We start from the raw sequence: 19892 nt of genomic DNA on the forward strand, positions 1-19892 counted from the left end.
GCTGAACCCCCGCCTCGGCGTGCCGGCATAGGACCAAGGTCCTATATCTACGCTCCGGCACAGCCGTCATAGTTTCCTCCGAGCGTCGATTCACGTTTCGGGCTGCGGTGCCCGTGTGGGGAACATGCGCCATGGATAAAGCCAGCCCGCTGGTCGCAGTGATCGACGACGACGAATCCGTGGGTCGGGCCATAAAACGCCTGTTGCGTTCCGCCGGGCTGGCGGCGGATATCTACGAAACCGGAAATGACTTCCTTGCAAGGTGTGCATCGACGCCGTCATATCGCCCCGCCTGCGTGGTGCTCGACGTGCAGATGCCCGGACTGAACGGACTGGAGGTCCAGGGAAGGCTTGCGGGGAGCGGTATCCCGGTGATCTTCATAACTGCGCATGACGAGACGGAGGTACGCGAGCGGGCCCTCGCAGCCGGTGCGGCGGCCTTTCTGCGTAAACCGTTCAATGATGAGGTCCTCATCGAGGCGGTGCGCAGCGCGATCGATCCGGCGCCAAGGGCTGGAGACGCGGCGACGTGATAGCGCGGATCGCTATGAAGGGATGATGGGACCAAAGTCCAATAGTGTCGACGAGCCCCATATTCGAATATTGAGGCGGCCCGGACGAACTGCCGGTGGCGCAGCGTTTTGCATGTGACGTCATTTCCAGGATGGAGACACATCATGATCAAGTACCTACGGCTTGGTTTCGCTATTCCGCTGTTGCTGGCCGCGATGGCCTGTTCCACGAACTCGACGGTTGCGGATCGGGGCGACCCCCAACTCGACGCGGAAGCGCGCCAGGCGCTACAGCAGTTGTTCGACAGTACGCCGAAGGCGATGGACCTGCGGTCCCAGGCCAAGGCGGTGCTGGTGTTTCCCAGCATCGTCAAGGCTGGCTTGATCGTGGGTGCCCAAGGTGGAAAGGGGGTGATGTTTTCCCCCGATGGAAAGGTGATCGGGCATTACCGGGCGCGCGGCCTATCCTACGGCCTGCAGGCAGGCGCGCAGACTTTCTCCGAAGCGATGTTCCTGATGACCGACGCCGCGATCACCGAGCTTACGAGTGACGCCGGATTGTCCGTGGGCGTCGGGCCCAGCGTCGTGGTGGTCGATGAGGGCATGGCCAAGTCGATGACCACCACCACACTGAAATCGGATGTCTACGCCTTTATCTTCGGGCAGGAAGGCCTGATGGCCGGCCTGGGCGTGCAAGGCCAGAGGATAGTCAAGCTCGACTAGCGTATGCGCATGATCCCGTGCCGGGAAAGCCGCACGCATGATCCGGCCGGACCTGCGTATCCAAGGTTGGCCCGCCCACGATGCGGCGCTGGCGGGACACCAATGCGGGGGAGGGCGCGATGACGCGCGCGGAGTTGATCGCCTGCCATGAATGCGACCTGCTGCAGTACGAGACGGTGCTGCGGGATGGGGGCATTGCGCGCTGCCGGCGTTGCAATGCGGAGCTGTACCGGCACCGCCCGGACGGCATCAACCGGGCGCTTTCGTTCGCGCTCACGGCCATCGTGCTGCTGGCGATAGCCAACACCTTCCCGATACTCGGGCTCAGCGTGAACGGCAATCTCGTCCAGACCACCTTGTTCGGCGCCGTACGCATCCTGTACCGCGATGGCATGTGGCCGATCGCGGCGCTGGTCTTCTTCACGACCATACTGACGCCGCTGCTCGAAATCTACGCGGTCGTCTACCTGTTGTTGCCGTTGCGTATGGGCGGCGCGCCACGCAGGCCCGATGTGGCATTCCGCGTCCTGCACCTTGCGCGGCCCTGGGGCATGACCGAAGTGCTCATCCTCGGCATACTCGTCGCGCTGGTCAAGCTGGTGCATATCGCCACCGTGGTGCCGGGTGTCGCGCTGTGGGCGTTCGGCGCCGCGATGGTCGCCATCGCCGCCATGGCCGCCGCATTCGATCCACGGGAGCTCTGGGCACGCATTGGCGCGCGCGAAGGCGCCGCTCACGGTCATGGCGGCGGGCGGGGCGCCGCCTTGTCCTCGGCGACGACGGCCGCCGGCGCCGGCCTGTTCGTGTGCCACGCCTGCGGCCTGCTGTCGAAGCCGGCGCCGCACGCCCACGAGGGAAATTGCCCGCGTTGCGGAACACGTCTGCACTTCCGCAAGCCCAACAGCGTGGGTCGAACCTGGGCGTTACTGGTGGCCGCGATCGTTCTCTATGTCCCCGCCAACGTATTGCCCGTGATGGATACGAGCTCGCTCTTCGGCGCCCAGGAGGACACCATCATGAGCGGCGTGGTTTACCTCTGGACCTCGGGCTCGTGGCCGCTCGCGGTCCTGGTCTTCATCGCGAGTATCGCGGTGCCGCTGCTGAAGATACTCGCCCTCGTGTTCCTGGTTGCCGCGGCCCAACGCCGCTCGCGACGGATTCCCGCACACCGGGCACGCATCTATCGAATCGTCGAACTCGTCGGGCGCTGGTCCATGCTGGATATCTACGTGATCACGGTGCTGGTCGCGCTGGTGCAATTCAGCGCGCTGGCGACAATCAAGGCCGGACCGGCGGCGATCGCATTCGGCGCGGTGGTGGTCTTGACGATGGCCGCCGCGAAGTCGTTCGACCCCCGGCTGATCTGGGATTCCACGGAGAAGCGTCATGGTTAGCCCACCGGAGAACCGCGACGCGGCCGGCAGCGCAGTTTTCCCCGAGGCGGTCGCCACGACGCGCTCTCGTTGGAGCATGCAGCTCGTCTGGCTGGTTCCCCTCGTCGCGGTGCTGATCGGCGGCTGGCTCATGGTGAGATCGGCCTTGGAGAAAGGCCCCACGATCACCATCGCCTTTGCGACGGGCGAGGGCCTGGAGGCCGGCAAGACCAAGATCAAATTCAAGAATGTCGACATCGGCGTGATCCACACCGTCGACCTGGCGCCCGACTACAAGAACGTGATCGCCACGGCCGAGTTGGCGAAGAGCGCGACCAATCTGCTGGTGGAGGACACCCGGTTCTGGGTGGTAAGCCCGCGCATCTCGGGCGGTACGGTATCCGGGCTGGGTACGCTGCTGTCCGGCTCGTATATCGGCATGGATGCGGGTGTCCAGGCCGGGACGCGGCGTGATTTTGTCGGGCTGGAGACGCCGCCCGTGTTTGCGAGCGGGGTGCCAGGTCGGGAGTTCGTCCTGAAGAGCGACACGATGGGGTCGATCGATGTAGGCGCCCCTGTGTTCTTCCGGCGGCTGCAGGTGGGACAGGTGGCGTCCTACGCGCTGGACCCGGACGGATCGGGCGTGACCCTGCGCGTCTTCATCAATGCGCCGTACGACCGGTACGTGACGGTGGACACGCGTTTCTGGCAGGCGAGCGGCGTCGATATATCGTTCGATGCCGGCGGCGTGAAAATCAACACGGAGTCGCTGGTGGCCATCCTGACGGGCGGGCTTGCATTCCAGCATCCACCGGATTCCACCGATACCACCGAAGCGAAGTCCGGCGCCGAGTTCCGTGTCTACAGCGATCGCGCCGAGGCGATGAAACGGCGGGATCGCATCGCCGACACCTATGTGTTCAATTTCAAGGAATCGGTCCGTGGGCTCGCGGTGGGCGCACCGGTCGATTTCCGCGGCATCGTGATTGGCGAGGTGACGGGCATCTATACGCGCTACGACCCGGACAAAAAGGAATTCAGCATTCCGGTCGAGGTGCGCATCTATCCGGAGCGCTTCACCTCCCGCTACTCTGCAACGGCGAAGGGAGGGCGGCTTAGCGACCAGCCTCACCAGATGGCGCAGTGGCTGGTGGCGAACGGGCTGCGGGGTCAGCTCAAGACCGGCAACCTGCTGACGGGCCAGCTTTATATCGCGATGGACTTCTTTCCGAATGCCGCAAAGGCGACGATGGATTGGGACAAGACCCCGCCCGAACTGCCGACCGTGCCGGGGGGACTGCAATCGCTCCAGGATTCGATCACTAGCGTGGTAGACAAGCTGAATAAGGTTCCCATCGAAGGGATCGGCAAGGACTTGCGCAAGACGCTGCAGGATGCCAATGCACTGATGACGACGCTGCGCACCAGCGTGGCGCCCGAGGCGCGTGGAGCGCTGGCGGCGGCGCGCACGGCATTGGAGTCGGCCAACAAGGCGCTGCAGCCCATGTCGTCCGTCGCCCAGAGCACCAGCGACACCATGCGGGAACTATCGCGCACCGCGGCGTCGTTCCGCGCACTGGCCGATTATCTCGAACGCCACCCCGAGGCGCTGCTTCGTGGCAAGCCGGAGTATAGATAGTGATGCGATCCCTGTTCGTGACAATTGTCCTTGCCCTCCTGGCGGGCGGATGTGCGGATTCGCCGCAGGCGAAGTTCTATACCCTCGGCGTGCAGGCGCCGCAGGATCCTGTACAGGCCACGGGGTCCCTCAGGATCGCAATCGAGTCGGTCACCGTGCCCGACCTGGTGGACCGCCCGCAGATCGTGGTGCGCGTCGACGCGGCGCAAGTCGACATCAACGAGTTCGCGCGCTGGGCAGAGCCGCTGAAGTCGCAAGTGACCCGTGTGCTGGCTTCCGACCTGTCCCGGGCGTTTCCCGGTGCGCTGGTGTCAGGGTATCCGACATGGTCGGGGGAGACGAAGGCTTATCGCGTGTCGGTGGATGTGCAGAGCTTCGAGTCGGCGCTGGGCGACACGGCGGCAATCGTGGCGGTGTGGACGGTGCAACCGTCCGATCGAGGTCATCCGGTAAGCGGGCGCACGGTCGCGCGCGAGCCGACGGGCGGGCCGGGCTATGACGCCCTGGTGGATGCGCACAGCCGCGCACTCGGCGTTGTCAGCGCGGACATTACGCGTGCGATACGCGCGACACAACGACCTTGACGCATGAGCGCTGCGTATGGAACAGCCGCGGATCGGGTTACTGCTTGCCGGCATCCTCTGCATCAGCGGTTGCATGCGCGTGGGGCCCGATTTCCAGCAACAACGCCCACCCTGGGCCGGACACTGGGCGACGCCGGCGCTTGAGCGGGCCAGCGAGCAGGGCGCGCAACCCGACGCCGGACAATGGTGGAAGGTCCTGGGCGACCCGGTCCTCGACCGCATGATGGCCGAGGCCGACGCCTACAATGGCAGCGTGCAGATTGCCGGCCTGCAAATCATGGAAGCGCGTGCGCAGCTGGGCATCGCCAGGAGCGGTCGCTACCCTCAGGTGCAGGTCGCCAGGGCCGACGCGCTGTACCAGGCGCGCCGGCAATCCAACCAGGCGAACCCCCTGCCGCGCAGTTTCTGGGATTACAGCGCCGGCTTCGACATCGGCTGGGAACTGGACTTCTGGGGACGTTTCAGCCGCGCCATCGAATCGGCCGATGCCTCTTTCTTCGCGTCCGAAGCCAACCGCGAGGATGTGCTGGTTCTGGTGCATGCGCAAGTGGCGGAGACCTACTTCGCGCTGCGCACCGCGGAGGCGCGCCTGCGCATCGCGCGCGACAACGCCGTGCTCCAGCACCGCAGTTATGAGATTACCGATCGGCTGTTCAAGAGCGGAGAGACCGACGAACTCGACCTGCAGCAAGCGAAGACCCAGTACCTGGGCACCCTGGGCAGCATCCCGCAGTTCGAAAGCCAGATCGCGCGGACCCGCAACGCCCTCGCGGTATTGATCGGCCGGCCGCCCGGGCCCATGCCGGAGCTGGCCCACAAAGAAGGGGTGATCCCCCTGGTCGATCGCGCCATCCTGCAGGACGTGCCCGCGAAACTGCTGCTGCGCCGTCCCGATATACGCGCCGCGGAAATGCAGATCGCCGCCCAGTCGGCGCTGGTCGGTGTGGCCGAAGCCGATCTCTACCCATCGCTCAGCCTGCTCGGCAGCATCGCCTGGTCGGCCACCTCGCTGCCGGGAAGCAGCAATGTCGTGGCGCTGGTCGGCGGCCCCAGCCTGAGCTGGAACGTGTTCGACCACGGACGCCTGACGAACAATGTGCGAGTGCAGGACGCCCGGCTGCAGCAGTTGATCGTGGCTTACCAGAACGACGTGCTTGCGGCGGCGCGCGAAGCGGACGACGCGGCCAGTGGACTGATCCACGCACTGGAGCGCGATGGCATCCTGCGCGATGCGTCGGTGGCGGCCCAGCGCTCGCTGACGCTGGCGAATGCGCTTTACCGGGAAGGCTACTCGGATTTCCAGCGCGTACTGGACGCGCAGCGCGCCCTGGCCAACCAGCAGGACGCCTATGTGGTGAACCGCGGCAATGCCGTGAGCGATGTGATCGCCTTGTACAAGGCGCTCGGCGGCGGCTGGTATAGCGGCCAACCGGTGGTGAGCCAGGCAATGCGCCGGCAGATGGAGCAGCGCACCGATTGGGGTGAATTGTTGAACGAGACGGGACGTTCACCCGGCAGCGCCGCGATGCCCGCCGGCAGGGCGGTTTCCAATGAATGATCCCTCCGGTCAATCCACTGCCGGCCCCGCGGCGTCGCCAGCCCCCGCTCAGGCGGCCGCGCCCGCGGTATCCGCCGATCCGGCCAGGAAGGCAGTCCGGTGGGTCGTACTGCTCATCCTTCTCAGCCTGGCCTGGTACCTGTTGGCCGACCGCTTCACCCCCTACACGCAGCAGGCGCGCGTGCAGGCTTTCGTCATCCCCGTGGCCGCGGAAGTCTCGGGTCGGGTGACCCGGGTGTATGTGCGCAATAACCAGGACGTCCAGGCCGGCGCGCCGCTGTTCGATGTCGACCCGGAGCACTACAGGATCGCAGTCGACCGTGCCCGCGCCGAGCTGGAGTCCACGCGCCGTCAGATCGGCGCGGGCACCGCCGGCGTGGACGCCGCGCAGGCCTCGCTGCGAGCCGCCCTGGCGAATGAAACGCGGGCCCGCCAGGATAGCGGGCGGCTGGAGCGCCTGTACCGCGACGACCGGGGAACGGTTTCCCTGCGTCGCCTGGAAATGGCGCGTGCCGGCCTGGAACAGGCCACGAGCCAGGTCTCCGCGGCGCGTGCCGAGGTGCAGCGCGCCCGCGAGCAGGAAGGAGGCCGCGACGAGGACAACGCCAAGCTCCGCAGCGCCGCCGCGGCCCTGGAGAAGGCCGAACTGGACCTGGCGAACACGCAGGTACGTGCGCGTTCCGCCGGCCTGATCACCGATCTACGTACCGATACGGGCCAGTTCGCCGCGGCCGGTGCCCCCGTCATGACGCTGATCGCCATCCATGACGTGTGGATCAATGCGGACATGACCGAGAACAACCTCGGATATGTCGAGCCCGGCACGCCGGTGGGCATTGTCCTGGACGCCTTGCCCGGACGGATACTCGCGGGCCACGTGCGCAGCGTCGGTTATGGCGTCAGCGTCGGCCTGAACACCGCGCCCGGCAACCTGCCCATGGTGCAGAACAGCCGCGATTGGCTGCGCCCCGCGCAACGCTTTCCTGTCATCGTGGAGATCAAGCCGGGCGAACTGGCGACGTTCCGGGGCGTTCGCGCGGGCGGGCAGGCCGAGGTCATGGCCTTTCCCATCTCGGGTAATCCGCTCAATTTCCTTGGACGGCTCTACCTGCGGGTGATGAGCTGGTTCTCCTATGTCTACTGACAGCGGACTTGGCCTGGAAGAGCGGCGGCGCGGCCAGCGCGCGTTGCGCCTGGGCACCGGCACCGCGCTGTCCATGGCCGTCAGCTTCGGCCTGGACCTGCCGGTGCCGATGATCGCCCCCGTACTCGCCGCGTTCGTGCTTGCCATGTTGAACCGACCCCTGTCGTTCAAGGCGACGCTGGGTCTCTTGCTCATGGTCCTGTTCACTACGGGTAGCGGCCTGCTGCTGATACCGCTGTTGCGCCATTACGCCTTCAGTGGCGTGCTGGTGATCGCCTTGTGCCTCTTCCTGGCGTTCCGCTATGGCCTGCGCGGCGGCAACAACCTGGTTTCCCTGTTCCTCGTGATCGGGCTGACCATGATTTCCGCGGCGGGCACCGTGGCTTTCGAGCTTGCGCTTCTGGTTGTCGGCGCGCTGGTAAAGGGCTTATCCGTCGCCCTGCTGGCGTTCGCCTTCTGCCATTGGCTGTTTCCAGAGCCGCCGGGGGCGCCGGCCTTGCCTGCGCCGCCTGTCCCGACCGACCGCGAGACCGGGTGGATGGCCTGGCGCGCGGTCCTGGTCGTGCTGCCCGCCTACCTGCTCGCCTTGAGCGATCCCATGGCTTACCTGCCGGTCATCATGAAGTCGGTAAGCCTGGGACGCCAAAGCTGCACCACCACCGTTCGCGGCGCCGTGCGCGAATTGCTGGGCTCGACCCTGCTCGCCGGCCTGCTGGCCATCCTGTTCTGGGGCGTGCTCGGGCTGGTCGTGAACCTGTGGATGTTTTTCGTATGGACGCTGCTATTCGGTTTGTCGATCGGGCGCAAGCTCTATGGATCGAGCCCGACGCGACAGCCCCCAAGCTTCTGGTTGAACACCCTCGTGACCATGATCATCCTGCTGGGTCAATCCGTTCAGGACAGCCTTGCAGGCAAGGACGTGTACACCGCGTTCGCGGTGCGCATGGGCCTTTTCATCGCTGTTTCGCTATATGCCTGGCTGATGTTGGTCCTGCTGGAGCAACGACGTCGGGAGCCGCGGTCCGCGGCTTTCAATTCGCCCTAGAGGAGTAAGGCCATGACAACGTCGAACATCGACCCGGCGGTTCGCAAGGAGACCACGTGGCGTTTCAAGGCCGGGATAGGCATTTTCATATTCGCATTCGCCTTGTGGCTCGCCATCCCGCTGGCCGCCGCCGCCGGAATGTCGGGGCCGCGCCTGGCGGCGCTGACGGGCGCCCTGTTCGTCGCCAACAAGGTCCTGCTGCTCACCTGCATCGCGGTCATGGGCAAGGACGGGTTCCAGCAACTCAAGGCGATCCTGTCCGGCCATGCAAGACGATTGGCGCCGGTGCAAAAGGTGGGGCCGACCCGGCACGCCATCGGCATGGTGATGTTCTGCCTGCCCCTCATATCCGCGATGCTCGAGCCTTACGTGGACAATATCTGGCCGGGGCTCCGGCCCAACCTGTGGCAGCTCCAGCTCCTGGCCGATCTCATGCTTGTAGCCAGCTTCTTCGTGCTGGGCGGAGATTTCTGGAACAAGATCCGCGCGCTGTTCAGTCGCACGGCGTGAGGGCCGGACGCGGTTGCAAGGGAAGGCGGGTACGGCGGATGGCGCGGCTTGACTCGGATCGTGGCTGGCGGCCCGCGCAAGGATGCCCGGGCGGTCCCATGATGCGGGGCCAGGGATGCGACAATCGCATTCCTGGTCGCGCCTGCGCGAACCCCACCTTCTTTCCGTTTGCCATTGCGACTGATCATGTCCCGGAAACCCGCATCCGCGTCTTCGGACTGGGTAATGCGCGCCTACCCGATGGAGGGCGTCGAGCGCATCGAAGCCTGGTTCCAGGACAAGGCGTATGCCATGCATCGCCACGATACGTATGCCATCGGACGTACGCTGGCGGGCGTGCAGAGCTTCAATTATCGGCGCGGCCGGCGCGACAGCCTGCCGGGCAACACGATGGTGTTGCATCCGGACGAGGCGCATGACGGCCAGGCCGGTACGGCCGAGGGCTTCCGCTATCGCATGGTCTACGTGCAGCCCGCGCTGTTCCAGGAGGTCCTGGGCGGTTGTCCGCTGCCCTTTCTCGAAGGCGGCGTGACGACCGATCCCCGCCTGGCGGAGGCGACCGAGACCCTGCTGCAGCATGTCGGCCATACCCTGGAGCCGCTCGAACAAGGCGATGCGCTGGCCGAGCTGGCGCACGCGCTTGCCGCGGCGGCCGGCGTGCCGCGCGCGCGGGGCAAAGGCGATTATCTGGCGGCGTGCCGGGCGCGCGATTTTCTCCACGCAAACTGCGCGCATGGGGTCACGCTGCAGGAAGTGGAGGCCGCCACGGGTCGCGACCGGTGGAGTCTTGCGCACGATTTCCGCACCTTTTACGGCACGAGCCCGTATCGCTATCTGACGATGCGTCGCCTCGACGCGGTGCGCCGTATGCTGCTCGCGGGTACTTCGCTGGCGGATGCCGCCGTGGACGCCGGCTTCGCCGATCAAAGCCATATGACCCGTCACTTCCTGAAGACGTTCGGGCTTACGCCCGGGCGCTGGCTGCGGATTGCGGGTAACGTTTCGCGGGATTGAGACCGCACCCACGATCGTTCAATACCGCTTCGGGTTGGCGACGTATGCTGCGCGCATCGCAGACCAAACGGAGAGAACGATGCCCAGGCTTACGAATCCCCACACTGGACCCGCCGCGCGCGGGCAATGCCAGGTCATCGACCTGGTCGGCAAGATCGCGCTGATCGAGGACCACTGGCAGCCCCGCGTGGTCGCGGAAATGAACGACTACCAGTTCAAGGTGGTGAAGCTCGCGGGCGAGTTCGTCTGGCATAGCCATGCCGATACCGACGAAACCTTCATCGTGCTGGACGGCGACTTGCGTATCGACTTTCGGGGAGGGCCTGCCGGCGACGGCTCGATGGTGCTGCGCGCCGGTCAGATGGCGGTCGTGCCCAAGGGCGTCGACCACAAGCCCGTCGCGCAGACGGAAGTCAGGCTCCTGCTGATCGAGCCGCGCGGCGTGGTGAATACCGGCGACGGCGCGGCGACTGAACGCACCGTTTTGAACGACCAGTGGATTTGAAGCGCTGCCAGGGATAGCGAACCGGACCCGCATGTCAGCATGCCCGCCTGCCCGCATGGCGGGCGCGTAGTGGCACGGCATTCAGCTATGTCGCCGTCACGCCCGGAACGCCACGGCGGATGTTGCGCGAATACTCCTCCGCCCGCAAGGTGGCACGCGCCCGGTCTGTGTAACGGCCGGCGCGCCGGTATGCCGCCGGGCTGTTCGCGCCTTCGAGTGCGCCCAGGCGGTAAAGATATTCAGGCAGGTAGCCCGACAGCAGCAGCCGGTAGTCCATGGGCAGGCCGGGCACGATCTGCCTGGCCAACTGATAGACGATGGTCGTGCAATTGGCGGTCAGGGTGTTGTAGAAACGCGGCTCGCGGACGAGTTGGCTGGCCGTCTGCACATACGACAGAAACAACGCCCGCGCGGCGTCCTCCGGCATTTGCACCCGGTACAGGTAGCCGTCTTCGGCGCGCACATTGGTGCGTACCCTCAGGCTGTCCTCTTCGGTGGAGGCCAGTACCGCCAACTCATACTGGCGAAAAAAGCCGCCGATCTCGGAGAACTTGTCGCCCCGCTTGCGGCGGATTTCGACCGAGAATACGACGTACTGCCCATCCCCGAAGCCGAACGACACCATGGCGTGGGCGATAGCGGGCCGGCCCCAGTATGAGAGCGCAAGGTCCACGGAGTGGAGCTGGGAGAGGTCGTAGACCCTAGTTTCCCAGCGGGCGTCGTAATCGGTCGCCGAGCGCCATTCGAAGTTGCGGACGTTGTGCAAGCTGACCAGGTCGCCGTGCACCGAGCCATGCGTCTGGCGGGCGACCTCGGGCATCCATGGGCGCTCGTTGGAAGGGCGCACACCCAGCCACCACCATGCCAGAAGGACCAACAGCGCAGCGGCGGACAGCCACGCAGGCAGTGAATGGCCGTAGGCCAGGCCCGACAGCGCGGCCATGGCGAGCGCAAGCCACGCCGCCGGCAGGATGGCGCGCGGTCGGCCTGCCCAGGGCGGACGAAACCAAAGGGCGAACGCTCCCCAGGCGGCGCCGGCCAGTATGGCGAGGATGATCGCCGTCTGCAGGATCATGGCGTGGCAGGCATGCGCTGGAGCCGCGATAGCCCTGCGGCCCCGGGGAGGACTACTGCGCCGGCACGGGACAATTGAGCGAACCCTCTTCGCACTCCAGGTAGGTACGCAGCGTGTCCGTGCGCGCGCGGGTCTGGCCGTCCAGGCACATGGCGACCGCCATCGAATGCGCGCTGCCGCCTTCCGTACCGGCGGTCTGGAAGCCGCATTCGGCATCCCGAAAGGCGACCCAGGCACGCTGCGCCGCCACCAGCCTGCGCGACAGCGCCTTGTCGTCCTTCAGGCGTCCCATGACCGTCGTGTAGACCTTGTTGAGTTCCGCATCCGAGTCCTTGTAGGCCTGGCCGACGCACTGGTTCAGGGCGGCCTGGTTCGCCGCCTGCTCGCATGAAGACGCGGCATGCGCCGCGGACGCCACGGCAAGGAAGAGCAGGCAGGAAAAAGCAATACGCATTATCGGACTCCGTTGGAGGACTGCCCACGCGCGTTGCGCGCGCTGGCTTCGCGGTCCTCGCTGCGCCAACCGGCGCGTCGCGCGGTGATCTGCCGCAGGGCGGCTTGTGTCATCTTCCACCAGCCGAAGGGGCGGGGATCGGCCAGCATGCTCAGCGCGCGGGCGTAGTCCAGCGTCAGGCCGGGAGTCCACGCCATGGTCAGGGCGCGCTTGCGGATCTGCGCCGCCACCCACAGCTCGGGCGTGAGCAGCAGGCGCAGCAGGACGCGCCAGCCGGCGGCATCTCCGTGCAAGCGACCCACCACGCCGTCGAGCGCCGCTTCCAGCGCGCGGGATACCGAGCTGGAGCAGTTGCGGTGGGTCAGGTTGTAGGTCGTGTCGCGGCGATACTCATCCCAGAATGCCTGCAGCCTGGCCGCGTCGTAATTGCGAATGCGCACCTGCACCGTAGATGGGCACCAGGCCTTGGACTCCGTCGGATAGTCCGGCTGGAATACCCCCGGCACATTGTTATCCGCGGTGGCGCGCAGCAGCGCGCCGAACTGGTCCGGGGAGTGGTCGATCTCCTGGGCCGGATACAGGCTGACGTACACGCCTTCGGGCGATTCCAGTGCGGCATGGCCCGTCGATACCACGCCGTTGACGTCGACTGCCGCGATGTAGCGGTCCACCACCGGGTAGTGGCGCGTCTGGGCCTTGGCCGAGCCGGATGGTGTCCAGACATGCACTGTCAGGGCACGTTCCGATTCCAGGGGCGGGCCGTCGAACACCGTCTGCACGGGGCCTTCTGCGCGCGTCGGCATGAACCCTGGCGACGGATTCGCGGCGAGGGCAGGATTGGTGTCCAGGTTGCGGACGCGTCGCGCCAGCCACAGCAGCTTGAGCCCCGAAATCGCCAGGAACAGCCCCAGGCAATACGGCACGGTGCCCACATAGTGCGTGGGATAGGGCTGGAAAAAAAAGATGGCCAGCAATACCTCGGCCACGCCGGAAGCGAAGACGTAGCGCCAGCGCTCATAGCGGACGACATAGGCGGCGATGCACTGGATCAGTCCGTCGACCAGGAACAGGCTGCCGAAAATCATCGATAGCGCGAAATGGCCGTGATGATGGCCGGCCAGTATCAAGGCGCCCGCCAGCAGTACGAATACCCCCTTGGCATAGCGAAGCACGCGCTGCCCGCCCACACCGGACTGCGCGATCACCAGCGTCGCCAGCCCGTCGACGACAAACAGGAGAGCGAACAGATTGAGGGGGAAATACAGCGCGTTGTCCAGCGCATCGATGAATACCACGATGCCGGCCAGCAGGAACAACGACCCGGTGATGAGGAGGGCCCGGGCGCGCTCGCGCAGATAACCGACACCCAGCAGCAACAAGACGAGGCTGCCCATGGTCAGCGCTCGGTCGAGGGAGTGGGACGGTGTTGCATGGGGCTTTTCCTTTTGACGGTGCGGGGCCCTGGCCGTGGGCGCACGACGCCTGGGGGCTTGGTAAAAATAAGGGGCGGCACCCTGGGCGTCAATGTCTGGGACGGCCATTACATAACCGGATATTTCTGCGCCGGCCCTGTCCGCTCGAACCGTCGCGACGCGCCCCCGCCGCACAGCTGCGGGTGCCTGCGTTTCCCATATGCCGGGACGGGGGCAATGCCGGACCGTATGGGGTTTTCCCGTATTTCGCGTATTGTCCTTGGCCAGCAAGGGCTTACGCGTGCCGTGGCTCCCACCGTCGCGCCTCAAAAACGTGCGCCTTGTCCCACTCCGTGGGAATATGGCCTTTGCTTGCCGCCGCGTCTGCCCGGATACTCCATCGCAATGTCATCCCCCACGTCGTATCCCGTCTCCCAAGACCGCGTCCTGCTCGTCCTCGCAACGCTGGCTCAGTGCGGTGGGCCCGTGACGGCGCAGGAGCTCGCACGCCTGACGGGCTTGCCGCGCAGCTCCCTGTATCGCCAATTGGCGCGCCTGAAGCACTGGGGGTTTGTGCAGGAAGAAGAAGGCAGCTACGCGCCCGGTCCCATGGGATTGCAACTCGCGCAAGGTTTCGACGCCAGTTCGCAACTGGTCAACATGGCCCGTACGGACATGCAACGCCTGGTGGCGCAGTCGCACGAAAGCGTGGGCTTGATTGTCGCGGTGAACGACCGGGCCATTTGCCTGGACATGCTGGAGAGCCCGCAGGCCTTGCGCTGCTCCTTCGAAAAAGGCCGCAGCGTGCCGCTGCGCAAGGGAGCCACGGCCAAGTGCCTGCTGGCGCACCTGCCCCCTGCACGGCGCGATGCCGTGCTCGATGCCTGGAAAGGCGAGGATCCCGACCCGCAGCGTCCGGACCGGGCCGCGCTGGCGGCCATCCGCAAGGCGGGGTACGCCAGCAGCCAGAATGAAGTGGACGAGGGCGTGTGGGGGACGAGCGCACCGCTTTTCGGTCCCGGCCAGCGGTTGGCGGCTTGCATGACCTTGATGGCGCCGATTTCGCGCGCGCTGCCGCGTGAAGCCGAATTGATCCAGCTGGTCGTCGTGGCCGCCGCGCGGGTGTCCCGTTTACTGAGCCTGAGTTGAACCCATCATCCCGGACCGACGTGTCCTGAATTCCAAGGAGCTGTACATGAAAGCCCTCCGTCGCCGCGTCCTTCAGGCCGCACTCGCCCTCTGTCCCGTGCTGTGGGCCGCCGCCCCCTTGCCCGCCCATGCCCAGCAGGACGTGCTGCGCGTGGTCACCGACGCTACCTTCCCGCCCATGGAGTACGTGGAGAACGGCAAGCTCACCGGCTTCGACATCGAACTGGTCGAGGCGCTGGCCAAGGCCATGGGCAAGAAGGTCGAATGGACCCAGATCGACTTCAAGGGCCTGATCCCGGGGCTGGTGGCGCGACGCTATGACATGGCGGTCTCGGCGATCTACATCACCGACGAACGCCGCAAGGTCGTCGACTTCGGCGACTCGTACTACGCCGGCGGCCTGGTCGCCATGGTGAAGGCCGACAACACCGCCATCAAGACGCCCAAGGATTTGAACGGCAAGCAGGTGACCGTGCAGGTCGGGACCAAGTCGGTGAGTTTCCTGAAGGAGCACTTTCCCGATGTGAAGCTGGTCGAGGTGGAGAAAAACGACCAGATGTTCAACCTGGTGGCGATCGGCCGGGCCGACGCAGCCGTCACGGGCCTGCCCGCCGCCTACCAGTACGTGCGTACCCGGGGCGGCCTGCGCGTGCTGCCGGAGCAGCTCACGACCGAGGCCTACGGCATGGCCGTGCGCAAGGACCTGCCGGAGGTGACCGCCAGCCTGAACAAGGCGCTGGCCCAGCTCAAGGCCGACGGCACCTACGACGCCATCGTCAAGAAGTGGTTCAGCAACTGAGGCCCTGAATGGATCTGGATTTCTCGCCGGTCTGGGCAAATTGGCCCGACCTCGTCCGCGGCGCACTGGTGACGGTGGAGATCGTCTCGGTGTCCCTGCTGTGCGGCTGCCTGATCGGGCTGATGGTGGGCATCGGCCGGTTGAACCCCCGCCGGCGCGTGGTCTACAGCGTGTGCTCTGCCTATGTGGCGGCCATACGCGGCACGCCGCTGCTGGTGCAACTGTTCATCCTGTTCTTCGGCCTGCCGCAGTTCGGGATTATGTTGCCGGCCTTCGTATGCGGCACGATCGGGCTGTCCGTCTATTCGGGCGCCTATGTGTCGGAAATCGTGCGGGGTGCGATCCAGTCCATCGACCGCGGCCAGGTGGAAGCCGCGCGTTCGCTGGGCATGCCGGCGCACATGGCCATGACCAGCGTGGTGCTGCCGCAGGCCTTTGTGCGCATGATTCCGCCGCTGGGCAATGAGTTCATCGCCCTCATCAAGAACTCCGCGCTGGTGTCGCTGCTGACCATCCACGACGTGATGCACGAGGGCCAGAAGATTATTTCGGTGTCGTACCGTTCGCTGGAGGTGTATCTGGCCATCGCCGTCATCTATTTCATATTGACCGGCGCGACGACATTCCTGCTGCGGCGTATCGAGCTGCGCCTGCGCGCGGGAGGGATGGTGCAATGAACGCAATCGATCAGCGCCCCATGGTCCGTATCCGTGGCCTGACCAAGGCCTACGGCGACAACGTCGTGCTGCGCGCCGTGGACCTGGACGTCATGCCATCGCAGGTCGTGGTGGTGATCGGACCCAGCGGATCCGGCAAGAGCACGCTGCTGCGCTGCTGCAATGGCCTGGAGCTTGCGCAGGGCGGCGACATCGAGGTCTGCGGACAGCCGCTGCTTGCGGACGGCCGCATGCTGCCCGATGCCCGGCTGAACAAGCTGCGGGAAGAGGTGGGCATGGTGTTCCAGTCCTTCAACCTGTTCGCGCACCTGAGCGTGCTGGACAACATCGCCCTCGGCCCGCGCAAGCTGCGCGGCCTGCCGCGGCGGCAGGCCAAGGAAGAGGCGCGCGCGCTGCTCGACAAGGTCGGGCTGGCGCACAAGGCGGACGCCATGCCGGCAAGCTTGTCGGGCGGGCAGAAGCAGCGCGTGGCGATCGCCCGCGCGCTGGCCATGCGGCCGCGCGTCATGCTGTTCGATGAACCGACTTCGGCGCTGGATCCCGAACTCGTGGGCGAAGTCCTGAAGGTGATGAAGGTGCTGGCCGCCGAAGGCATGACCATGATGGTGGTCACGCACGAGATGGGTTTCGCCGAGGAAGTCGGCGACGTCGTGGTCGTGATGGACGGCGGCGGCATCATCGAAGCGGGGCCGCCCGCGCGGATCTTCTCCGCGCCTACGCAACCCCGTACCCGGGAATTCCTGCAGGCGGTGCTGAAACGTGGCTGATGAATCGCAGAACGGCCGGCCGTTGGGCGGCGTGGCGCCGCGCGGTTTCCGGCTTGCCGATGTGCCGCCGCAGCCATGGAAGAACGGCGGCGGCGTCACCCGCGAGATCGCCTGCTGGCCTCCCGGGGCCGGCCTGGACGACTTCCTGTGGCGCATCAGCGTGGCGCGCATCGACGCGGGCGGTCCGTTCTCGCGCTTCCCGGACGTGGACCGCGTCATCATGCTGCTGGACGGTCCCGGCGTGGTGCTGCGCGGCGACATCGCGACCGGCATGCATGCATTGACGCAACCGCTCGCACCGTATGCCTTCCCCGGCGACGTAGGCATCGACTGCATCTTGCAAGGCGGCATGTCGCAGGATCTCAATGTGATGAGCCGGCGCCGCCGTACGCGCGCCAGCCTGACCGTGCTGCGTGACGGCGCGGCCTTGCCCACGGCGTCCTGCGGGATGTTGCTCGCGGTCGAGAGCACATGGCGGGTGGCGTCGGACGAGGGCGGGGACCACGTGTTGTCGCCGTCGGCGGGGCTATGGTGGGCGCAGGCGCCGCGAGGGTGGGATGTGCGGCCCGAAGGGACGGGGCCCGTCGCCGACGGCGCAGGTCTCGTCGCCGTGGCCATCGAGATACTGCCGTCAAGCGACGGCGCACACATGCGGGATGCGACATGACACAAGCAAGCAGTCTGTGGGCGGCGGACGCCCTGCTTCCGGAGGGCTGGGCGCGCGATGTAACGCTGGCCTGGGATGCGCAGGGCCGGTTGACGCAGGTGGCCGCCGGCACGTCGCCCGAGCCGGGCCAGGCGCGCGCCACGGGCCCGCTGGTGCCCGGAATGCCCAATCTGCACTCGCATGCCTTCCAGCGCGGGTTCTGCGGCCTGACGGAATATCGCGGCCAGGCCGCGGACAGCTTCTGGAGCTGGCGCGAGCTGATGTACCGCTGTGCCGCGCGCCTCGAGCCGGCGCAGGCCGAGGCCATCGCCACATGGCTGTATATCGAGATGCTGGAAGCCGGCTACACCAGCGTGTGCGAATTCCATTATTTGCACCACGATCGCGAGGGACAGCCCTATGCGCCCGCGCCGGAGATGGCCTTGGCCGTGATGCGCGGCGCGGCCAGGGCCGGTATCGGCATGACGCTCCTGCCGGTGCTGTACCAGGCCGGCGGCTTCGGCGGCGCGGCGCCGCACGCGGGCCAGCGCCGGTTCCTGCACGACACCGCCGCGATGCTGCGCTTGCTGGAGACGCTCAAGCCCGCTTGCGACGCACAGGCCGCGCGCCTGGGACTGGCGCCCCATTCGCTGCGCGCCGTAGGACCCGCGGCGCTGGCCGAGGTGCTGGCCGGCCTGGACGCGCTGGACCCGACCGCGCCCATCCACATCCACGTCGCCGAACAGGTGAAGGAGGTGGAAGACTGCATCGCCTGGAGCGGCCTGCCGCCCGTGCGCTGGCTGTTGGAGCATGCGCCCCTGGGACCGCGCTGGTGCCTGGTCCACGCCACCCACATGACGCCGGACGAAGCGCGCGACGCCGCCGGCACCGGTGCGGTGGCCGGCTTGTGCCCGACCACGGAAGCCAATCTGGGCGACGGCCTGTTCGACATGGCGCACTGGCGTGAGGGCGCCGGCCGCTGGGGCATCGGTTCGGATAGCCATTCCACCGTCAACGCCGCCGAAGAATTGCAATGGCTGGAGTACGGCCTGCGCCTGAGCACACGGCAGCGCAATGTGATGGCCGAACCCGGCCAGCCGCACGTCGCGACCGCCATGACGCTGTCCGCCGTGGCGGGCGGCGCGCAGGCGAGCGGCCGCGCGGTGGCCGGGCTGGCGCCGGGCCAGCAGGCCGATTTCCTGGAGCTGGATCCCGGGCATGTCGCGCTGGCGGGCCTTGGCGCACGCGATATGCTTTCGGCCCACGTATTCGGCAGCCATCGCACCTCGGCGATACGCACGGTGTGGGCGGGTGGCCAGGCGCGGGTGCAGGCGGGACGGCATCCCCTGCACGACGCCGCCGCGGCGGCTTTCGCCGAGGTCCGCCGCACCCTCGTGGCCGAGGCCTGAGGCCGCGCCGTTCTAGGATTCATCATCAGCCGGAGATATTGACATGTCCCAACCCCTGACCGACCGCCCCGCCTTCACCTTTCGGCAAGGCACCGCGCCGCTGCTGGTGTCCATGCCGCATGTCGGCACGTATGCGCCGCCGGCGATCGCCGCGCGCTGGACCGACGACGCCCGCCATGTGCCCGACACCGACTGGCACCTGGAGCGCCTGTACGATTTCGTGGTGGGCATGGGCGCGTCGGTGCTGGTCGCCACGCATTCGCGCTATGTTGCCGACCTGAACCGTCCGCCCGACGGCAGCAGCCTGTACCCGGGGCAGAGCGTAACGGGGCTGTGCCCCGTCGACACATTCGACGACACGCCCGTCTATCGCGATGCGGCCGATGTGCCGGGCGATGCCGAGGTCGCCGCGCGCCGCGCCCAGGTCTGGCAGCCGTATCACGATCAACTGGCCCGCGAGCTGGCGCGCCTGCGCGCCGAGCACGGCGTGGTGCTGCTGTGGGACGCCCATTCGATCCGCTCCGTGCTGCCGCGTTTTTTCGAGGGCAAGCTTCCGGACCTGAACCTGGGCACGGGCAAGGGCATCAGCTGCGACCCGGCGGTCGCGGAAGCGGTCTACGCCGCCGCGCGCGAGGGCGAGGCCATGGGCTACACCAGTGTGCTGAACGGCCGCTTCACGGGCGGCTACATCACCCGCCACTATGGCAAGCCGGAGCAGGGCATCCACGCCATCCAGTTGGAGATGACGCAGTCGAGCTACATGCAGGAGGCGCTGCCGTTCGACTATCTGCCGGCAACCGCCGCGCGCGTGCAACCCTTGCTGCACCGCATGGTCAAGACCGCGCTGGACGGCGTACTGCGGCTGCGCGACGGCGGTTAGGCCCGCGGCCCTGGCGC

21 protein-coding genes are annotated in these 19892 nt (G+C 66.6%); 18 read left to right on the forward strand and 3 right to left on the reverse strand.

Annotated features, from left to right (window positions below; all coding sequences use genetic code 11):
• Nucleotides 1–131: 131 nt before the first annotated feature.
• The 11 genes from BAU07_RS04065 to BAU07_RS04115 all read left to right on the forward strand — a co-directional run bounded on the left by BAU07_RS04065 (nt 132) and on the right by BAU07_RS04115 (nt 10607).
• Nucleotides 132–533, forward strand: a complete 402-nt coding sequence (locus BAU07_RS04065; protein ID WP_066654361.1) for a response regulator — start codon at nt 132–134, stop codon at nt 531–533.
• A 144-nt stretch (nt 534–677) separates the two neighbouring features.
• Nucleotides 678–1235, forward strand: a complete 558-nt coding sequence (locus tag BAU07_RS04070) for a lipid-binding SYLF domain-containing protein (protein WP_066654363.1) — start codon at nt 678–680, stop codon at nt 1233–1235.
• Between the two features lie 119 nt (nt 1236–1354).
• Nucleotides 1355–2629 carry a paraquat-inducible protein A gene (locus BAU07_RS04075; protein ID WP_066654365.1) on the forward strand — a complete coding sequence of 425 codons (1275 nt, stop codon included), beginning with the start codon at nt 1355–1357 and terminating at the stop codon, nt 2627–2629.
• Nucleotides 2622–4247 carry a PqiB family protein gene (locus BAU07_RS04080; RefSeq protein WP_066654367.1) on the forward strand — a complete coding sequence of 542 codons (1626 nt, stop codon included), beginning with the start codon at nt 2622–2624 and terminating at the stop codon, nt 4245–4247. Before BAU07_RS04075 ends, BAU07_RS04080 begins: the two co-directional genes overlap by 8 nt.
• A 2-nt stretch (nt 4248–4249) precedes the next feature.
• Nucleotides 4250–4831 (forward strand): PqiC family protein, encoded by a 582-nt coding sequence (locus tag BAU07_RS04085; protein ID WP_066654374.1) that lies wholly within the window; start codon nt 4250–4252, stop codon nt 4829–4831.
• A 16-nt stretch (nt 4832–4847) separates the two neighbouring features.
• Nucleotides 4848–6389 (forward strand): efflux transporter outer membrane subunit, encoded by a 1542-nt coding sequence (locus BAU07_RS04090; RefSeq protein ID WP_066654376.1) that lies wholly within the window; start codon nt 4848–4850, stop codon nt 6387–6389.
• Nucleotides 6382–7533: an HlyD family secretion protein gene (locus BAU07_RS04095; protein WP_066654383.1), complete on the forward strand. Its 1152-nt coding sequence runs from the start codon at nt 6382–6384 to the stop codon at nt 7531–7533. The genes BAU07_RS04090 and BAU07_RS04095 overlap by 8 nt, the downstream gene beginning before the upstream one ends.
• Nucleotides 7523–8578 (forward strand): DUF2955 domain-containing protein, encoded by a 1056-nt coding sequence (locus BAU07_RS04100; RefSeq protein WP_066654384.1) that lies wholly within the window; start codon nt 7523–7525, stop codon nt 8576–8578. The genes BAU07_RS04095 and BAU07_RS04100 overlap by 11 nt, the downstream gene beginning before the upstream one ends.
• A 12-nt stretch (nt 8579–8590) precedes the next feature.
• Nucleotides 8591–9088: a transporter suffix domain-containing protein gene (locus BAU07_RS04105; RefSeq protein WP_066654385.1), complete on the forward strand. Its 498-nt coding sequence runs from the start codon at nt 8591–8593 to the stop codon at nt 9086–9088.
• A 186-nt stretch (nt 9089–9274) separates the two neighbouring features.
• Nucleotides 9275–10102, forward strand: coding sequence for an AraC family transcriptional regulator (locus BAU07_RS04110; RefSeq protein WP_066654387.1), 828 nt, complete (start codon nt 9275–9277; stop codon nt 10100–10102).
• Nucleotides 10103–10181: 79 nt separating this feature from the next.
• Nucleotides 10182–10607: a cupin domain-containing protein gene (locus tag BAU07_RS04115; RefSeq protein WP_066654390.1), complete on the forward strand. Its 426-nt coding sequence runs from the start codon at nt 10182–10184 to the stop codon at nt 10605–10607.
• Nucleotides 10608–10692: 85 nt separating this feature from the next.
• Here BAU07_RS04115 and BAU07_RS04120 read toward each other — a convergent pair whose 3' ends face one another.
• From BAU07_RS04120 to BAU07_RS04130, 3 genes are read right to left on the reverse strand one after another with little or no spacing between them, the layout of a single operon-like run.
• Nucleotides 10693–11682 (reverse strand): Lnb N-terminal periplasmic domain-containing protein, encoded by a 990-nt coding sequence (locus BAU07_RS04120; protein ID WP_066654392.1) that lies wholly within the window; start codon nt 11680–11682, stop codon nt 10693–10695.
• A gap of 52 nt (nt 11683–11734) precedes the next feature.
• Nucleotides 11735–12136, reverse strand: a complete 402-nt coding sequence (locus BAU07_RS04125; RefSeq protein WP_066654394.1) for a lysozyme inhibitor LprI family protein — start codon at nt 12134–12136, stop codon at nt 11735–11737.
• Nucleotides 12136–13530 (reverse strand): HdeD family acid-resistance protein, encoded by a 1395-nt coding sequence (locus BAU07_RS04130; RefSeq protein WP_066654396.1) that lies wholly within the window; start codon nt 13528–13530, stop codon nt 12136–12138. The genes BAU07_RS04125 and BAU07_RS04130 overlap by 1 nt, the downstream gene beginning before the upstream one ends.
• 423 nt (nt 13531–13953) lie before the next feature.
• Between BAU07_RS04130 and BAU07_RS04135 the strand changes: the two genes are divergently transcribed.
• From BAU07_RS04135 to hutG, 7 genes are read left to right on the forward strand one after another with little or no spacing between them, the layout of a single operon-like run.
• Entirely contained in the window at nt 13954–14697 is a 744-nt protein-coding gene (locus tag BAU07_RS04135; RefSeq protein ID WP_066654401.1) for an IclR family transcriptional regulator, read from the forward strand.
• A gap of 46 nt (nt 14698–14743) precedes the next feature.
• A complete protein-coding gene (locus BAU07_RS04140) occupies nt 14744–15496 on the forward strand; it encodes a glutamine ABC transporter substrate-binding protein (RefSeq protein ID WP_066654403.1) in 753 nt (250 codons plus the stop codon).
• 8 nt (nt 15497–15504) lie between these two features.
• On the forward strand, nt 15505–16173 hold the full coding sequence (locus BAU07_RS04145) for an amino acid ABC transporter permease (RefSeq protein WP_066654405.1): 669 nt from the start codon (nt 15505–15507) through the stop codon (nt 16171–16173).
• A complete protein-coding gene (locus tag BAU07_RS04150; protein ID WP_066654407.1) occupies nt 16170–16940 on the forward strand; it encodes an amino acid ABC transporter ATP-binding protein in 771 nt (256 codons plus the stop codon). Before BAU07_RS04145 ends, BAU07_RS04150 begins: the two co-directional genes overlap by 4 nt.
• Nucleotides 16933–17607 (forward strand): HutD/Ves family protein, encoded by a 675-nt coding sequence (locus tag BAU07_RS04155; protein ID WP_232338246.1) that lies wholly within the window; start codon nt 16933–16935, stop codon nt 17605–17607. Before BAU07_RS04150 ends, BAU07_RS04155 begins: the two co-directional genes overlap by 8 nt.
• On the forward strand, nt 17604–18995 hold the full coding sequence (locus BAU07_RS04160; protein ID WP_066654409.1) for a formimidoylglutamate deiminase: 1392 nt from the start codon (nt 17604–17606) through the stop codon (nt 18993–18995). Before BAU07_RS04155 ends, BAU07_RS04160 begins: the two co-directional genes overlap by 4 nt.
• 43 nt (nt 18996–19038) lie before the next feature.
• Entirely contained in the window at nt 19039–19875 is an 837-nt protein-coding gene (gene hutG, locus BAU07_RS04165; protein WP_066654412.1) for an N-formylglutamate deformylase, read from the forward strand.
• The last annotated feature ends 17 nt before the right edge of the window (nt 19876–19892 follow it).

Source organism: Bordetella flabilis (assembly GCF_001676725.1).
Lineage (GTDB): Bacteria > Pseudomonadota > Gammaproteobacteria > Burkholderiales > Burkholderiaceae_B > Bordetella_C > Bordetella_C flabilis.

Coding starts and splice junctions, on each gene's coding strand:
- BAU07_RS04065 (WP_066654361.1), top strand. CDS start 132: ATGGATAAAGCCAGCCCGCTGGTCGCAGTGATCGACGACGACGAATCC.
- BAU07_RS04070 (WP_066654363.1), top strand. CDS start 678: ATGATCAAGTACCTACGGCTTGGTTTCGCTATTCCGCTGTTGCTGGCC.
- BAU07_RS04075 (WP_066654365.1), top strand. CDS start 1,355: ATGACGCGCGCGGAGTTGATCGCCTGCCATGAATGCGACCTGCTGCAG.
- BAU07_RS04080 (WP_066654367.1), top strand. CDS start 2,622: ATGGTTAGCCCACCGGAGAACCGCGACGCGGCCGGCAGCGCAGTTTTC.
- BAU07_RS04085 (WP_066654374.1), top strand. CDS start 4,250: ATGCGATCCCTGTTCGTGACAATTGTCCTTGCCCTCCTGGCGGGCGGA.
- BAU07_RS04090 (WP_066654376.1), top strand. CDS start 4,848: ATGGAACAGCCGCGGATCGGGTTACTGCTTGCCGGCATCCTCTGCATC.
- BAU07_RS04095 (WP_066654383.1), top strand. CDS start 6,382: ATGAATGATCCCTCCGGTCAATCCACTGCCGGCCCCGCGGCGTCGCCA.
- BAU07_RS04100 (WP_066654384.1), top strand. CDS start 7,523: ATGTCTACTGACAGCGGACTTGGCCTGGAAGAGCGGCGGCGCGGCCAG.
- BAU07_RS04105 (WP_066654385.1), top strand. CDS start 8,591: ATGACAACGTCGAACATCGACCCGGCGGTTCGCAAGGAGACCACGTGG.
- BAU07_RS04110 (WP_066654387.1), top strand. CDS start 9,275: ATGTCCCGGAAACCCGCATCCGCGTCTTCGGACTGGGTAATGCGCGCC.
- BAU07_RS04115 (WP_066654390.1), top strand. CDS start 10,182: ATGCCCAGGCTTACGAATCCCCACACTGGACCCGCCGCGCGCGGGCAA.
- BAU07_RS04120 (WP_066654392.1), bottom strand. CDS start 11,682: ATGATCCTGCAGACGGCGATCATCCTCGCCATACTGGCCGGCGCCGCC.
- BAU07_RS04125 (WP_066654394.1), bottom strand. CDS start 12,136: ATGCGTATTGCTTTTTCCTGCCTGCTCTTCCTTGCCGTGGCGTCCGCG.
- BAU07_RS04130 (WP_066654396.1), bottom strand. CDS start 13,530: ATGGGCAGCCTCGTCTTGTTGCTGCTGGGTGTCGGTTATCTGCGCGAG.
- BAU07_RS04135 (WP_066654401.1), top strand. CDS start 13,954: ATGTCATCCCCCACGTCGTATCCCGTCTCCCAAGACCGCGTCCTGCTC.
- BAU07_RS04140 (WP_066654403.1), top strand. CDS start 14,744: ATGAAAGCCCTCCGTCGCCGCGTCCTTCAGGCCGCACTCGCCCTCTGT.
- BAU07_RS04145 (WP_066654405.1), top strand. CDS start 15,505: ATGGATCTGGATTTCTCGCCGGTCTGGGCAAATTGGCCCGACCTCGTC.
- BAU07_RS04150 (WP_066654407.1), top strand. CDS start 16,170: ATGAACGCAATCGATCAGCGCCCCATGGTCCGTATCCGTGGCCTGACC.
- BAU07_RS04160 (WP_066654409.1), top strand. CDS start 17,604: ATGACACAAGCAAGCAGTCTGTGGGCGGCGGACGCCCTGCTTCCGGAG.
- hutG (WP_066654412.1), top strand. CDS start 19,039: ATGTCCCAACCCCTGACCGACCGCCCCGCCTTCACCTTTCGGCAAGGC.